This is a genomic window from Luteimonas sp. RC10 (assembly GCF_014192745.1).
Classification (GTDB): Bacteria; Pseudomonadota; Gammaproteobacteria; order Xanthomonadales; family Xanthomonadaceae; genus Luteimonas.
The window spans coordinates 137,270-152,295 of record NZ_JACHYJ010000007.1 but is presented as its reverse complement, the minus strand read 5'-3'; the positions used below and the strand labels follow the sequence as shown (position 1 = coordinate 152,295).

The window sequence follows — 15,026 nt, the reverse complement described above, 5'->3', positions numbered from 1 at the left end:
GGGCGGGTCTGAAGCGACAGCCTACCGGTCGCGGGCCGATGGTCGCCTCAACGCGCGCTCGCGTTGCGTCCGAACTGGCGCTCGTACTCGGCGCGTTCAGCGGCGGGCATCCGCGTACGGATGTCGTGGAACGTCCAGGTTCGCGGCTCGGCGCGCCAACGATAGTGACGCAGGCGCAGGCCGGCCAACGGCGTGGCCGTGGCGATGTCCAGCCGTTGGGGCATGCGCCCGGACTCGAACGCCAGCGGCGGCAGCGTGGCGGGCGTGCGCCAGTCGCCAGGCGCGTCGAGTGTCCGGCCGGTGATGACCTGCGCCGAGGGAATCTCATGACCGTCCGCATCGATCGGGACCGCCGTCGTCCACAGGCCGTCGCGGTGCGCAGGCGTGGGGTGATCCTGCAGCAGCGCGACCCGGTGCGGCGATATCCATTCGATGCGCGCATCGCGGTTGTGCGTCTGGGAGGTCCCGCGGCGCACGGTTTCGGCCCGGTCCCAGCGATAGACATCCACCTCGCCGGTCATCCGCACGGTGTCCAGCGCCCACAGCGTATCGGCCGGCACGTCGGGCGGGAGCTGGAACGGAAACGCCAGTTGGGTGTCGACGATGCGCTGGCGATCGGCCATCGGCAGGGTCGGTTGCACGATCGTCGCGTCGGTGCCGGCCAGCGGCTGGCCGGCGGCGTCGAGCAGGGTGACCGTGCGCAGCCGCAGGCTGAGGAAATCCGCGATGGGCGGACCGCTGCGGCCGGCTGCGCGGCCATCGGCGCCGATGGCGAGATGGGGGCGATCGCCGTCAGGCGAGCGCTGCACACCGACGACCAGCATGGTCTCCAGCGCGGCGTCGTCCGCGCTCGCCATCCACGATTCGAGCGCACCTTCCGGAGTCGGGTGTGGCGCGTACTGCGCCGGATCGTCGGACGGCGCGGAGAACGGCGGCGCATCGAGGATGGCGCGCGCCGAGTCGATGGACGCCTGGGCCAGGTCCGCCTCGAGTTCGAGATCCAGCGCCGGCTCGGTGGCCATGTCGATCACGTGCAGCCGCTGCACGTCGGGCCCGGTGCTGTCGGTCGTGCGCTCCAGGTACAGGCGGGTTTCGAGCGGCACGCCGTCGTCGATGCGGACCGCTTGCCGGCCATGGCCACGCAGACCGGCGCTGACGATCTCGAGGTCGAGCACGGCGACCGTGGCGTCGAGGCTGCGAATCCGCGAGGTCTGCCGCAGACCCGCAAAATCGCCGCTGCTGTCCTGGCGGGTGGCGTGGCTTCCGACGCGCAGCGCCGGCGGGAGCATGCCGGGGCGCAGGGCGAGCGCGGCCATCCGGGTGGAGGCGAGCAGGGAGGTGGCCGGATCGTCAGGCGGCAGCGACCGCCACGCCGCCGTGTCGACCGGCCGCAGCGCGACGCCTTCGCGCTGCAACTGCAGATCGAAACCCGCGTAGGCGGCGGGCGGCACGCGCCCGGCCATCTCGTCGATGTGACGGTCCGGCGCGCGCGTCCAGACCGGGCGGACGCGCAGCGGCGTGTCATCGCGCGCGGGCGTGCCTGGCGAGACTGTGGCATAGCTCCAGTGCCTGCTCGGCACAGCATCCGGCACCGCATCCAGGACCGTGTGCGCAATGAAGACCACGCGCGGCGTGACGTCCGCGGCGTTGGCCAAGCCCGCCGTCATCCACAGGCAGAGGCCCGTCGCGATGCCATACGGTCCGATCATCGACTCGTTGCTCCTTGGTTGGACTGCCGGTCGACGCCGGGTGTGCGGACCATTGCGGTGAGCCGGAGATTATCCCCGACGCGCTGCCACCACACTTCGGTCCGGACGCTGCTGCGCAATGAGAGGGATCGACACATCGCACGCAACACCGGCACCGGACGCCACGCGCATCGCCGGCCGATACCGGTGTGACCTCAGTCCGCGGCGGCGTCCCGGTCGCGCTCGCCGGGCTGCATGCGGATGTCGTCGAATGTCAGCGTGCGTCGGTCGGTCCGCCAGCGGTAATGCCGCAGGCGCAGGCCGGCCATGGGCGCATGCGTGGCGATTTCCGTGCGGTCGACAGCACGTTCCGGGTCGAGTTGCAGCAGCGGCATGGCGTCGAGCGTGCGCCAGTCGCTGGCGGCATCGGATGCGCGGCCGACGAAGAGCTGCGAAAAGGCAATCTCGCGACCGGCCGCATCGATCGGCACGGCCGTGGTCCACCTGCCCTGGGGGTCGCCCGCAGCGGGGGCGGCCTGACGCAGCGTGGCGCGGTACGGCGACGTCCATTCGATCACGGTGTCGGCACTGTGCGTGCTCTGCCCGCAATACGGCACGGGTTCGGCCCGATCCCAGCGGTAGACCCGGGTATCGGCGGTCAGGCGAATGCGGGACAGCGGCTGCAAGGTCGATTCGGACACCGTCAGCGGCAGGCGGAAGGGAAACGACACCCGGGTCTCGTCGAGTCGCATGCCCGCATGCACCCGAAAGCTCCGCTGCGTGACGGTCGGGGTCGCGTCGGGCAACGGCTGGCCTTCGACATCGAGCAACTGCACATCGCGCAGGTGCATGAAGACCACATGCGGCGCGCGGGCGGCCGGACGGCCGTCGGCGCGCAGCACGATGTGCGGGCGGCCGCCGTCGTGGTGCGACAGGACGTCGAAGGCCAGCGCCATGTCGAGCGCGCTGCCGTCGTCGAGCAGCATCCAGGCCTCGAGCGTGCCCGCCTCGATCGGGTCCGTCGCGAACAGGGCCGGGTCGTCGCTGCGCGCCGAGAATGGCGGCGCCGCCAGCCGCTCGGCGGTGACGTTGAACACGTCTTCTGGCGGCGAGAGGGCGTGTTCGAGATCGAGGACAGGCTCGGTCGCCATGTCCACCAGATACAACCGGTGGGTCTCGGGCGTGGCCTGGCCGTCACGGGAGGTGAGATACAGACGCGTCTCCAGCGGTCTGCCGTCCTGGCGGCGCACCGCCTGCCGTCCGTGCCCGGAGAGGCCGTCGCCCTCGAACTCGAGATCGAGCAGCACGATCTCCGGCGTCAGCGCGCGCACGCGCATCCGTGTGGCGAGAGATGCGAAATCGCCACCGCGCTCGAGATGCGTGAGGCGCTGTCCGAGCTGCGGCGCCGCCGGCAGCGTCACCGGGCGCAGGCCCAGGGCCTGGAGTCGGAGAAGCGCGAGAAACCGGGCGTCCGAGGGGCCCGAGGCGGCCTGCCAGCCCGCCAGGTCGGCAGGGTGCAGGACGGCGCCCTCGTCGTTGCCCGGCAGTGTCAGGGTGAAGCCGCGCTCGAGGATGTCGATCGCGGCGCGATCCCCCTCGTCCCGGTGATCGAGCGCGAGCGAGCCGCGCGTGGAAGACCCGCGGCCCCCCACCCACAACGGGCGGATGCGCAATTGCGACGCGCTGTCCGGCGCGGACTGCATCGAGACATCCACGTAGGCACGGTAGGGTTGCGCACGTGCACGCGCGCGATCGGGCGTGACGTCGTGCGCGATGAACACCACCTGCGGGTCGACCGGCGATGCCTCGACCCCACCCCAGACCGCGCCCACCAGGCACACGGCCATGCACAGCTTACGCCACACTATCGACTCCCCATGCGAATGGGGATGCGCGCATTTGCAGGCATCCCCGATCCATCGCGACCGCCGCCCATTATCCCCGAGACGTCGACTCAGCCGGCTGCCGTGCCCGTCGGGCAGGCGAAGCGCGTGTTGCGCTGGGCCTCGGCGCCGCGCAGACGTTCGTCGAGCTTCGCGGCGCGGCCGTACATGCGCCAGTCGTAGAGCACGCTGAAAGCGAGCACGCGGGCGACGTACTCGCGCGTCTCGCGATAGCTGATCGTCTCGATCCAGAAGTCGGGATCCATGTCCGGGCGCTGCGACAGCCAGCGCGAGGTCGGCGTCGGCCCGGCGTTGTAGGCCGCGATCGCGACGTAGGGCTTGCCATACATGTCCTTCTTCTCGCGCAGATAGGCGGTGCCCAGCGCGACGTTGGTCTCGGGGTCGTACAGGCTCTCGGCGCCGCCCCAGCTGCGGCCGAGCCGGCGCGCGACCGCCGCGCCGGTCGAGGGCAGCACCTGCATCAGCCCGCGGGCATCGGCAGGCGAACGTGCGCGCGGGTTGAACGTGCTCTCGGCGCGGATCTCGGCCGCGACCCAGGCCGGGTCCAGACCGTGGCGCTGGGCCTCGCGCTCGATCAGCGCCTGCTGGGTCAGCGGAAAGCGCAGCGCGTAGAGCCGGGTTTCGTCGGGCTGGCGGCCGAGCCCGAACACCGCGCGGTCGTACCAACCGTTCTCCTGCGCCACCAGCACCGCGATGCGCCGCTGCTCGTCGTCGAAGCGTTCGAGCGCGGCGCTCCATTCGCGCGTCGCCCAGATCGGCCGTTCGATGCGATACAGCGCCATCGCCCGCACGATGCCCGGGTCGGTCGCCACGCGCGTCTTGGCCTCGTTGGACGGGGCGAAGTCCCAAGGGCACAGCGCGTAGGGTTGGCCGAGGCGGTCGGCGGCGAGGAAGCCGTGGAAGTCGGATTTCGTCGCCGCGTCGCGGTACAGCCGTTCGGCGGTCGCCGGGTCGCCGGTCAGCGCCGCCAGCCGCGCCTCGAAATAGGTCCAGCGCGATTGCGCACGCTGCGCCGCGCCCATCGCGCGGATCGCCGACAGCGCCGCCGGCCAGTCGCTGCGCGCCATCGCCTCGCGTGCGCGCCACTCGTGCAGGCGCTCGTCGTAGGCCGAGGCCGGCACCCGCGCCAGCAGCCTCGCCGAGTCCGGCAGATAGGACGCCACGGTCCACAGCGCGGCCTGGTAGAGCACGCGGCCGTTGTCTTCCTCGGTGAAGCCCAGCGCGCTCGCGACCGCCGGCAACTGCGCCTCGGCGCCCAGCGGATCGTCCTTGGCCAGACGCGCCAGCCCGTGCGAGGCGACCAGCCGGCTGCGCGCGGTCTTCGGCCAGCTTGTGGCGCGCGCGTGCGGTGCCTGCAGATACGCTGCATAGTCGGTCGCCAGCGCCTGCTCGGCCGCCGACATCCCCCGCGCGATCCCGCGCGCGATCGCCACGTCCTGCGCGGCGACCGCCAGGTCGAAGCGCTCCCAGCGCAGCGCGTCGTCTAGACCGCCGCGCGCAGACAACGTCTGCAGCGGTGCGTCGCAGGTGTCGGGCAGCGACGTGCCGCTGCTGCGCCAGATGGCCTGCACATCGCGCGTCCACTGCGCATCGGTGGCGCCGGTGCGCGCGCGCGCGTCGAGCTCGATGCAGCGCAAGGCGACATTCGAAATCGACGGCGACCAGGCCGCACGCACGCCGGCCCAGTCCTGGCGCTTGGCCAGGGCGCGCAGCCAGCTCTCGCGGAAGACCTCGGCCACCGGCGTACCGGCATGCCGGGTCAGGAAGGCCTGGCCCTGCGCCAACGGCAGCGTGTCGAGATTGCGTCGCAGCGCGGCCAGTTCCAACCAGGCGGCGGCCGGATGGCCGGTCATTGCCGGCGGCACCGGCTGGCCACGCTCGGCGGCCTGCATCGCGGCAAGAAAGCCGTCGTCGCCCGGTGCTTGCGCCTGCGCAGCAGCGGCGAGCGCGAGCAGGGACAGCAGTGCGCCACGCAGCGTGCGCGGCAGCGAGTGGGCGGTGCGAGGGACGCTGGACGGCATCGGCAGACAGGCTTCGGCGAAGGGCCGACGACTATAGCCAAGCGTCGCTGAAGCCGATGTGGCAGCCGCGGTGCCGCCTGCAGCAGTTCAGTCCGCGCGCAGCCAGGCGAGTACCGCATCGACGTCGTCGGCCTCGAGCAGCAACTCGGCCAACGCATGCTGGCCGGTCGCCGCGGCGGTGGCGGCCAGCGCCGATGCGCACAGCGTCTCGTCCCAGTCCGGCGCGGCGACCAGGCCGACGAGCAGCGGCAACCGGGCGAGCGCGGCGACATAGCCGTCGATCAGGCTGTCGGGAATCACCGCATCGCTGGCGGCGCGCGCCAGCTCGATGCTCGCCGGCAACACGAAATGGCTCGGGCAGGCGCGCTCGGGCGCCTCGGCCAGCGCGGCGACGATGTGCGGCACGGCCGCGAACGAGGCCGGATGCACGCGGCCCTCGTCGCACAGCGCCGACCACAGCGCCTGCCAGGGCGCGCTCTGCCAGCTGTCCTCGGTCGCGCCGTCGAGCTGCGCCAGCAGGGCCGGCACGCCCAGCGCGACGCCATGCGCGCAGCTCAGCCGTGCCCACGCCGGGTCGTCGAGCGCCAACATCGGCGCATCGGCCAGCCCGTCGCGCGGACTCATGTGCGGCGGCCCACGATCAGCCAGTTGTTGAACGGGGTGTCGCCGTACAGCGGTCGCAGCGTGGTCGCCAGACCTGCGCCCTCGAGTTGCGTGCGCAGCCCGTCGGCGGTGGGGTAGCAGCGTGCGCGCTCCTGCATCCAGCCGGCGAAATTGGCCAGCCGATCGGTGATGCGCGAGGTGCGACTGCGGGTCGAGCCGTCGGCCAGCCCGCTGCGGATCACCAGCAGCGCGTCCGGGGCGAGCATCGCGATCACCTCGTCGAGCAACGCGCGCTGGCGCTCGTGCGACAGGTACTGCAGCACGTCCAGGATCGCGACGCTGCCGCGGTGCGCCGGCAGGCCGGCGGCCAGGTCGAGCACGTCCAACTGCACGTCGGCCAGGCCGGCGCGCGCCGCGACCTCGCGGCCGCGGCGGATCTTGGCCGCGTCGATGTCGACACCGGCGTAGGGCAGGACCTGGCCATCGGCGCGCAAGGCGTGCGCCAGCAGGCCCAGGCCGCAGCCCAGGTCGAGCACCGGCGCGCTCGTCGGCCGCAGCGCCTGCAGCACGCCCGGATACAGCGGATCGGTGCGCAGCTTGGTCAGCGTGTAGTAGTAGTCGTAGCGGTTGCCCAGCGGGTGGCGCGGCAGGAAGGCGCGCGCAATGCCGCGCGCGGCATCGCGCGGATACGGGGCAGTGGAGAGCGGGGTGGAATCGGAGGTGGTCGCGGTCATGCCCGCGACAATAAGCCGCGTGCGACCGGAAGCGCCAGTCGGGCCCAGGCCGCGTGCAGCGCGGCCGAGGGATGCAGGCCGTCGTCGGCCAGCATCGCCGGCTCGCCGCCGAGGGCGCGGCTGACCGGCGCGATGTCGACGAACGCCACACCATGCTGCGCGCAGAGCGCCGCCGCAGCGGCGTTGTAGGCATCGAGCGTACGCGCGATCTCGGCGACATCGCGCCCGGACTGCGCGCCGAACGGCGTGACGCCCCAGTCGGGGATCGCGAGCACGCATACGCGCTCGGCACGGTCACCGGCAAAGCCGACTGCCCGCGCAAGCAGCGCTTCGAAGCGCGGCACATAGTCCTCGACGGGGCGGCCGCGGTACTGGTCGTTGACGCCGATCAGCAGGCTGACCAGATCGAACGGTCCCTCGGGCGCGGCGGCGTCGATGCCGGCATCGAGCTCGTCGGTGGTCCAGCCGGTGGTGGCGATGATCTGCGGCGTATCGATCGCGGTCCCGGCCGCGCGCAGCGCATCGGCCAGCACCACCGGCCAGCGCGCGGCCGGCGCGATGCCCTCGCCGATCGTGTAGCTGTCGCCGAGCGCCAGATAGCGGACCGGCCGCGCGCGCTCAGCCATTGACCGCGCGCGGCACCAGCGGCACGACCTTGCGCGCGTCGGTGATCTGGCGATCGAGCACCCGCTCGATGCGCGAGAACACCTCGCGCAACTGCGCCGGCTCGGGCAGCAGGGTCACGCGGAAATGATTGCGATAGGGCACGTTGAAGCTGTTGCCCGGTACCACCAGCACGCCCTCGGCGTCCATCAGTTCCAGCGCGAACGCATGGTCGTCGAAGCCCTGCGCGTATTCGGGCGCGATGCCGGGAAACGCGTACAGCGCGCCGGCCGGCTCGACCAGTTGCAGATAACGGCTCGCCGCGCAGGCCTCGATCACCGCGCGGCGCGCCTCGTACAGCCGTCCGCCCGGCGCGCACAGCGCGCCGATCGTGTCGATGCCGGTCAGCGCGGCTTCGATCGCGAACTGCCCGGGCACATTCGCGCACAGGCGCAGCGCGCCGAGCAGGTCCATCGCATTGCGGAACTCGCGGCTGCGCGCCTCATCGCCCGACAGCACGGCCCAGCCCACGCGCCAGCCGCAGGCGCGGTGGACCTTCGACAGCCCGCCGAACGACACGCAGGGCACGTCGCCTGCGATCGGCGCGAGCGGCTCGAACACCGCGCCGTCGTAGGTGATGGCGTCGTAGATCTCGTCGCACAGCAGCAGCAGGCCGTGGCGCTGGGCGATGGCGACGATGCGCTCGAGCAGCGCGCGCGGGTAGACCGCACCGGTCGGGTTGTTCGGGTTGATCAGCACGATCGCGCGCGTGCGCGGCGACACCAGGGCCTCGAGCGCGTCGGGGTCGGGCAAAAAGCCGTGCTCGGCCTTGCACTGATAGAACACCGGCCGACCGTCGTTGAGGATCGTCGCCGCCGACCACAGCGGATAGTCGGGCGAGGGCACCAGCACTTCGTCGCCGGGATTGAGCAGCGCGCGCAGCGCGATGTCGATCAGCTCGCTGACGCCGTTGCCGACGAACACACGCTCGGGCGAGACCGCATGCGCGCCGCGCGCGGCATGGTGGGCGGCGATCGCCTCGCGCGCGACCGGCAGGCCCTGCTGGTGGGTATAGGGATCGGTGTCGTGGATGCGCCCCGCGATCGCGCGCTGCAGGTGCTCGGGGGCGCGGAAGCCGAAGGCGCCGGGATTGCCGATGTTGAGCTTGATCAGCGTGCGCCCCTGAGCCTCCAGCTCGCGCGCTCGCCGGGCCAGCTCGCCGCGGATTTCGTAGCGCACTTCGGACAGGCGTTCGCGGGTTTTGAGGGGGGCGGACATCAGGCGGCGCTCTGCGCGGGGAGGGTCGCCCGATGCTAGCCCAAAAGATGCATGAATGCGGCCGGGCCGACGAATGGTCATGCCCGCCGCCGTGCGCGCCTTGGCGCGGTCCCCGTAGAATTCGCCGCATGCCGACTGTCCCGCCGACCGCTTGACCGCCCCCGACCCCGCGCTGCGCGCGATCGGCTGGCCATTCGACGGCCCCCCGTCCGGCCCCTGGGCCGAGACGATGGCCGCCCACCCGCAGGCGCACCCCCGGCGCGTGGTCGAGCAACACCGCTCCGGCTACCTGGTCGCCGGTGCGCCCGGCGAAGCACTGTCGGTCGAGTCGCTGCCCGACTGGCTGCGCCGCAGCGGCTACCGCAAGGGCACGATGGCCCCGGAGGACCGAGCCGCGGTCGGCGACTGGGTGCTGGTCGAGGACGAACGTCGCATCGTCGCGATGCTCCCCCGGCGCAGCGCGATCAAGCGCGCGGCGGCCGGCGAGCATTACCGCCAGCAATTGATCGCGGCCAACATCGACACCGTGCTCGTGGTCTGCGGCCTCGATGCCGACTTCAACCCGCGCCGCATCGAACGCTACCTGCTGCTGGTGCAGGGCGGCGGCACGCCGGTCGTCGTGCTGACCAAGGCCGACCGCGACAGCGCCGACCCCCAGGCCGCGCGCGCCGCGCTGGCCGAGATCGCCGCGCTCGGCGTCGCGGTGCTGGCGGTCAACGCCCGCGACCCCGACAGCGTCGCCGCCCTGCACCCCTGGCTCGGGCCGGGCACCACCGCAGTGCTGGTCGGCAGCTCGGGCGCCGGCAAGTCGACGCTGACCAACACCTTGCTCGGCCGAGAACACATGCGCACCGGCGCGGTGCGCGACAGCGACGACCGCGGCCGCCACACGACCACCCACCGCGCGCTGATCCCGCTGCCGGCCGGCGCCTGCCTGATCGACACCCCGGGCATGCGCGAGCTCAAGCCGACCGGCGAAGAAGACCTTGCCGAAGGCGGCTTCGCCGACATCGAAGCCCTGGCCGCCGACTGCCGCTTCCGCGACTGCCGGCACGAACGCGAGCCCGGCTGCGCCGTACGCGCCGCGGTCGAAGCCGGCACCCTGACCGCACAGCGGCTGGCGAACTACCTCAAGCTGCGCGACGAACGCGACGCCGCCACCGCCCGCCGCGCCGACCGCCTGGCCGCCCGCCAGGACGACGCCCGCCCCACCGGACGACGGCCCGGCCGCCGCTGAGACTTGCGCGCGCGCTGCGGCGCTGTGCTCCCGACGCTACGGCGCGCACTCCCTCCGCGCATGCGGGAGGTGTCGCGATCTTTGGTGCCGCAGCACTGTGCTCCTCCCCGCGTGCGGGAAGGTGTCGCGATCTTTGGCACTGCAACGCTGCGCTCCCTCCCCCGCGTGCGGGGGAGGGCTGGGGTGGGGGGGCGCTCGGCCGCGAGGGCGCGTCGTTTGGAGCTCGGGAAAGCCCCAGCCCCCACCCGCCGCGCTGCGCGCGTCGACCTCGCCCCGCAGGCGGGGGAGGTAGTCGCGGTCTTCGGCACTGCAGCGCTGCAGCATCTAGCTCCCTCCCCCGCGTGCGGGGGAGGGCTGGGGTGGGGGGCGCTTGGCCGCGAGGGCGCGTCGTTTGGATGTCGGGACAGCCCCGCCCCCACCCGCCGCGCTGCGCGCGTCGACCTCGCCCCGCAGGCGGGGAGGTAGGAATGCGGGCGCCGGGAGTCGACGACGCGGCGTTGCTACAGTGGCCGCGCCGCGACCAGGAGCTGCCGATGCCCGATGCGATCGCCCATCACGCTGCGCTCGATGCGCGCATGGTCGCCGCTGCGCGTGGGATCCGCTTGCTCGGGCTGGCGAGTTGGGCGCCGCAGACGCAGCAGCGGTTTCTTGCGGCGTTCGCGGCCGGGCGTCGCGAGATGCCGGAGGTCGTCTATCCCACGCTCGACTTCACCGAGGCGCGGCGCGAGTTGGCCGCGGTCGCGGCCGCGGCCGATGCGCAGCATCCGCTGGGCGCGTATCTGGTCGAATCGGCGCAGGCCTGGGAGGTGGCCGCGCGCCTGCTCGAGACGCTGGGTACCGGCGCGGTCACCGCGCACGCGGTCGCGCTCTACGGGCGCCCCGACGCACCGTTGCCGGGCGGGGCGCTGACGACCTGCGATGCGGCGCGGCATTTTCTCCAGATCGCCGAGGCCTACGATCCGGCCCTGCTCGGCGAGGCCGACGACCCGACGGTCGATGCCGCGACGCTGCAGGCGCAGCTCCAGGGCGATCTGGACGGGTACTTCGGCACACGCGTGGTCGAGGTCGCACTCGATGCCGGGCTCATCGCCAAGGCCGCCGCCGGCGCCTATCGCCTGCGGCTGCGCGCCGATGCGCGCTACTCGCCGCACGACCGTGCGCAACTGCTGCAGCACGAAGCCTTCGTGCATTCGCTGACCGCGCTCAACGGCCGCGCGCAGCCGGTGCTGCCGAGCCTGGCGATGGCCGCGCCGCGCACCACCGCCACGCAGGAAGGGCTGGCGGTGTTCGCCGAGCAGATCACCGGCAGCCTCGACATCGCCCGCATGAAGCGGGTCAGCCTGCGCACCGAGGCGATCGCGCGTGCGCTGGACGGGGCCGACTTTCTGCAGGTATTCGACTATTTCCACGCCGCCGGACAAGCGCCGGCCGAGAGCTTCGCTTCGGCGCAGCGGGTGTTCCGCGGCGTGCCGCTCGGCGGTGGCCATGCCTTCACCAAGGACACGGTATATCTGCGCGGCTTGATCGATGTGCACACCTTCTTCCGCCAGGCGCTGGCGCAGCGCCGATTGCCGCTGTGCCGGCAGTTGTTCGCCGGCAAGATGACCCTGGACGATGTGCACCGGTTCGCGTCGTTGTTCGACGACGGCACGCTGCAGCCGCCGCGCTGGCTGCCGCCGTGGCTGGCGCGCGCCGGCGGGCTGGCGGGCATGCTCGCGTTCTCGCTGTTCGCCAACCGCATCCGGCTCGACCGGCTCTAGCCGCTCACAGCCCGAAGGTCGGCGGCGCGGCGGTCGAGTACAGGCAGCGCACGCTCTCGCCCAGGTCGGCCGGGTCGGCGCCGGCGAACAGCGCATGCAACTGGTGCCGGCGGGGTGTGGGAGTCGGTACCAGACCGACCCAGGCATCGCGCCCGGCGGCCTTGGCTGCGTACAGGCAGCGATCGGCCAGCGCGCTGGTCTGCTGCCAGTCGCCGAGCGTCGGCCAGGCGGATGCGAACGGCCAGGGCGCGAAGCCGATCGAGCAGGTCAGCGGCAGCGGCGCACCGTGGGCCAGCGTCACCGGCTCGGCGGCGACGGTGTCGCGGATGCGCTCGGCCAGCCGGGCTGCCGCCTCGGGGCCGTCGAGCGGGGCGACCAGCAGGAACTCCTCGCCGCCCCAGCGCACCAGCAGGTCGTCGCTGCGGCACAGGCCGCGCAGCCGCTGCGCGAACTGCACGAGCACCGCGTCGCCGGCCTGGTGGCCGCGGGTGTCATTGATGCGCTTGAACGCGTCGATGTCGAGCATGAAGAAGTACAACGCGGTCTGCGTCGCCTCCGCGGTGGCCGGCGTCGACACACGCTGCGACGCCCGCGCCAGCCAGTCCTGCAGCTCGCGCCGATTGGCCAGGCGGGTCAGCGGATCGAGCCGGGTCGCCGCGTCGAGTTGCGCGTTGCTCAACTGCAGTCGCCGATTGGCCTGTTCGAGCTGGGCAGTGCGCTCGGCGATCGTGCGGTCGAGCAGTGCCGCGCGTTCGCGCTCGCGATGCACCGCCCGTCGCGCGCGCCAGACGAACAGCGCCAGCGCACAGACGGCCAGCAGCACGTAGCCGGCGTAGGCCAGCGGATGGCGCCAGGGCGGCGGCGGCATGGTCATCTCCAGCACCCGCGACGGGCCGAACGTGCCGTCGCGGCCGGCCGCCTGCACCTCCAGTCGATAGCGCCCGGCGGGCAGGTGGTTGAGCGAGACCTCGGTGCGCGCCTGGTGCGGATACAGCCAGCCCGCATGCAGGCCGTCGACCCGGTAACGCAGCTGCGCCGCGCCAGGGGCGAGGAAGTCGATCGCGGTCATGCCGATGGTGAACACGTCGTCCTCGTCGTCGAGCGTGATCCGGGTCGCGTAGACGATGTCGGTCTCGCCGGCGCGACGCGCCTCCAGGTCGCTGCGCCGGCTGAGCAACTGCAGGCCGGTAAGCACCGGGCGCGCCGGTGCGCTGCGCCACGGCAGCTGCATCGGCGCGATCACGTCCAGCCCCAGTGTGCCGCCGAAATACAGCAGCCCGTCCGCGTCCTGGAACGCCGAGCCGCTGTTGTATTCCTGGTTGCGCAGGCCGTCGCGCCGGCCCAGGTTCTGCACGATGCCGTTGTCGTGGTCGACCACGCTCAGGCCAAGATTCGTGCTCACCCAAAGCCGCCCGCCCGGGTCGGGCAGGATCCGGTAGACGACGTTGTTGGTCAGCCCATCGCGGTCGGTCAGCACGGTCGACTCGCCGCTCGCGCGGTCGATGCGGTACAGGCCGCCGCCGAAGGTGCCGGCCCAGATTGCGCGGGCATCGCCATGGATCGCCCACACCGCGCGGTGCAGGCCGGCGCCGGTGGGCGTCAGTCGCGCGAACGTATCGCCGCGCAGCCGCCACAGCCCGCGCGTGCTGGTGCCCACCAGCAGACTGCCGTCGATGTCGGGATACAGCCGGGTGACCACGCTGCCGTCGATCGCCGCCGCGCGCGGGTCGGCCACCGCCTGGCCGCGCTCGAAACGCTGCAGCCCGCCGCGGGTGCCGACCCACAGCGTGTCGCCCTGGCGCAGCAGCGCATCGATGCGCGGATCGCGCAGGCCGGCGACCGGCACGATGCGGTCATCGCGGTGCAGCCGGTACAGCCCGGACAGCGTGCCGACCCACCAGCCGCCGGCCCCGTCGGCGGCGAGGGCGCGCACCGAATCGGTCGCCAGCGCCGGGATCGTGCGCCACGGCCCGGCGCCATCGCGCAGGTGCAGCCCGGCATCGGTGCCGACCAGCATCCGCGCCCCGTCGCGTGCGATCGCACGCACGCTCGGGCTCGGCCAGTCGCGCATGTCGCCGACGCCGGCGCCGTCCTGGCGGATCACCGACGACAGCGGCCGCGCCCGGTACAGGCCCGAGGTGTAGGTCCCGATCCACAAGGCGCCGGACCGCCCCTCATGGAAGCGGGTGATCGCACTGCGCGGCGGTTGGTCGAAGCGCAGCGGCTGCGGGCGGTCGCTGCCGGGCGCGAGCTGCACCACCCCGCCATCGGCGAAGCCGACCAGCAACCGGCCATCGCCGAGCCGGATCATCGCCGTGGGCCGCGCGGTGCTGGCGCCCAGCGCGGTCATCGGCCAATGGCGCAGGACCGCACCGCCCAGGTCCAGCCGGTGCAGGCCGGCATCGGAGGCGATCCACAGCCCCTCGGCGCCGGCCTGCAGCGCCAGGCAGCGGCGCGCGCCTGGCGGCGACGGCAGCGCCTCGAGCCCGGTATCGGCGACCGCCCACAGCCTGCAGGCGGTGTCCAGCGCGACCGGCTGCCCGCGGCTTTCCGCCCAGACCAGGCCCACGATCTCCCCGGTCGCGCCCAGCGGCCGGACCTTGGCGACCGCCGCGTCGACATGGTCGACCCCGGCCTCGGTGCCCACCCACGCGCCGCCGTCGGGGTCGAGCAGGATCTCGGTGACGCGCGTGTGCGACAGGCCCGCATCGACATCCACCCGTCGCCGCGTCCAGGTCGGCAGATGCACCACCTCCACGCCGGCGTCGTCGGTGCCCAGCCACATCCGGGTGGTGGACGCCTCGAACGCCAGGCTGTCGATGCCGCTGCTCGCCAGACCCGCCTCGCCGGGCGTGTCGTCGGTCCGGTAGGTGCGGAAGCGATGCCCATCGAACCGGTTGAGGCCGTCCTGGGTGGCGACCCACAGAAAGCCCTGGTCGTCGCCGCTCATCGACGAGACCGTCAGCTGCGACAGCCCTTCATCGAGGCCGTAGATCTCCAGGCTCAGCGGGGGCGCCTCGCCCGGCGCCTGCGCACAGACGCCCGCAGGCGCCAGCGCGGCGAGCAGCGCGAGCAGTGCGCCACGGCAACGGCGGCGCCTGTGCGCGCGAAGGATGTGCGCGACGGTATGCACCTCGATGGTGGCTCCGGCTCCCGATCGTCCCGATCAACCATTGTGCCTTCGAAAGCGCCCGCCGA

General features: G+C 72.8%; 10 protein-coding genes. 2 read left to right on the top strand and 8 right to left on the bottom strand.

Annotation, left to right across the window (positions count from 1 at the left end; all coding sequences use genetic code 11):
• Nucleotides 1-47 precede the first annotated feature (47 nt).
• The 7 genes from FHW73_RS13280 to FHW73_RS13250 form a co-directional block, all read right to left on the bottom strand.
• Nucleotides 48-1,709 (bottom strand): hypothetical protein, encoded by a 1,662-nt coding sequence (locus FHW73_RS13280; protein ID WP_183427225.1) that lies wholly within the window; start codon nucleotides 1,707-1,709, stop codon nucleotides 48-50.
• Nucleotides 1,710-1,903: 194 nt separating this feature from the next.
• On the bottom strand, nucleotides 1,904-3,535 hold the full coding sequence (locus FHW73_RS13275; RefSeq protein ID WP_221187559.1) for a hypothetical protein: 1,632 nt from the start codon (nucleotides 3,533-3,535) through the stop codon (nucleotides 1,904-1,906).
• Between the two features lie 107 nt (nucleotides 3,536-3,642).
• The gene (locus tag FHW73_RS13270; protein ID WP_183427223.1) at nucleotides 3,643-5,613 is read right to left on the bottom strand and encodes a lytic transglycosylase domain-containing protein; all 1,971 of its coding nucleotides are present in this window, start codon (nucleotides 5,611-5,613) and stop codon (nucleotides 3,643-3,645) included.
• Between the two features lie 87 nt (nucleotides 5,614-5,700).
• Nucleotides 5,701-6,237 (bottom strand): hypothetical protein, encoded by a 537-nt coding sequence (locus FHW73_RS13265; protein WP_183427222.1) that lies wholly within the window; start codon nucleotides 6,235-6,237, stop codon nucleotides 5,701-5,703.
• Nucleotides 6,234-6,950, bottom strand: a complete 717-nt coding sequence (locus tag FHW73_RS13260) for a class I SAM-dependent methyltransferase (RefSeq protein WP_183427221.1) — start codon at nucleotides 6,948-6,950, stop codon at nucleotides 6,234-6,236. Before FHW73_RS13260 ends, FHW73_RS13265 begins: the two co-directional genes overlap by 4 nt.
• Nucleotides 6,947-7,576, bottom strand: a complete 630-nt coding sequence (locus tag FHW73_RS13255) for a GDSL-type esterase/lipase family protein (RefSeq protein WP_183427220.1) — start codon at nucleotides 7,574-7,576, stop codon at nucleotides 6,947-6,949. The genes FHW73_RS13260 and FHW73_RS13255 overlap by 4 nt, the downstream gene beginning before the upstream one ends.
• Entirely contained in the window at nucleotides 7,569-8,831 is a 1,263-nt protein-coding gene (locus FHW73_RS13250) for an aminotransferase class I/II-fold pyridoxal phosphate-dependent enzyme (RefSeq protein ID WP_183427219.1), read from the bottom strand. Before FHW73_RS13250 ends, FHW73_RS13255 begins: the two co-directional genes overlap by 8 nt.
• A gap of 151 nt (nucleotides 8,832-8,982) precedes the next feature.
• Here FHW73_RS13250 and rsgA point away from each other — a divergent pair, with 151 nt between their 5' ends.
• Complete coding sequence (gene rsgA, locus FHW73_RS13245; RefSeq protein WP_255492984.1) at nucleotides 8,983-10,068, top strand: ribosome small subunit-dependent GTPase A; 1,086 nt, start codon at nucleotides 8,983-8,985, stop codon at nucleotides 10,066-10,068.
• Nucleotides 10,069-10,601: 533 nt separating this feature from the next.
• Nucleotides 10,602-11,828: a flavohemoglobin expression-modulating QEGLA motif protein gene (locus FHW73_RS13240; protein ID WP_183427351.1), complete on the top strand. Its 1,227-nt coding sequence runs from the start codon at nucleotides 10,602-10,604 to the stop codon at nucleotides 11,826-11,828.
• A 4-nt stretch (nucleotides 11,829-11,832) separates the two neighbouring features.
• On the opposite strand, the gene FHW73_RS17570 is transcribed toward FHW73_RS13240, so the two are convergent.
• Complete coding sequence (locus tag FHW73_RS17570) at nucleotides 11,833-14,961, bottom strand: ligand-binding sensor domain-containing diguanylate cyclase (protein ID WP_183427218.1); 3,129 nt, start codon at nucleotides 14,959-14,961, stop codon at nucleotides 11,833-11,835.
• Between the last annotated feature and the right edge of the window lie 65 nt (nucleotides 14,962-15,026).

Coding starts and splice junctions, on each gene's coding strand:
- FHW73_RS13280 (WP_183427225.1), bottom strand. CDS start 1,709: ATGATCGGACCGTATGGCATCGCGACGGGCCTCTGCCTGTGGATGACG.
- FHW73_RS13275 (WP_221187559.1), bottom strand. CDS start 3,535: ATGGCCGTGTGCCTGGTGGGCGCGGTCTGGGGTGGGGTCGAGGCATCG.
- FHW73_RS13270 (WP_183427223.1), bottom strand. CDS start 5,613: ATGCCGTCCAGCGTCCCTCGCACCGCCCACTCGCTGCCGCGCACGCTG.
- FHW73_RS13265 (WP_183427222.1), bottom strand. CDS start 6,237: ATGAGTCCGCGCGACGGGCTGGCCGATGCGCCGATGTTGGCGCTCGAC.
- FHW73_RS13260 (WP_183427221.1), bottom strand. CDS start 6,950: ATGACCGCGACCACCTCCGATTCCACCCCGCTCTCCACTGCCCCGTAT.
- FHW73_RS13255 (WP_183427220.1), bottom strand. CDS start 7,576: ATGGCTGAGCGCGCGCGGCCGGTCCGCTATCTGGCGCTCGGCGACAGC.
- FHW73_RS13250 (WP_183427219.1), bottom strand. CDS start 8,831: ATGTCCGCCCCCCTCAAAACCCGCGAACGCCTGTCCGAAGTGCGCTAC.
- FHW73_RS13240 (WP_183427351.1), top strand. CDS start 10,602: ATGCCCGATGCGATCGCCCATCACGCTGCGCTCGATGCGCGCATGGTC.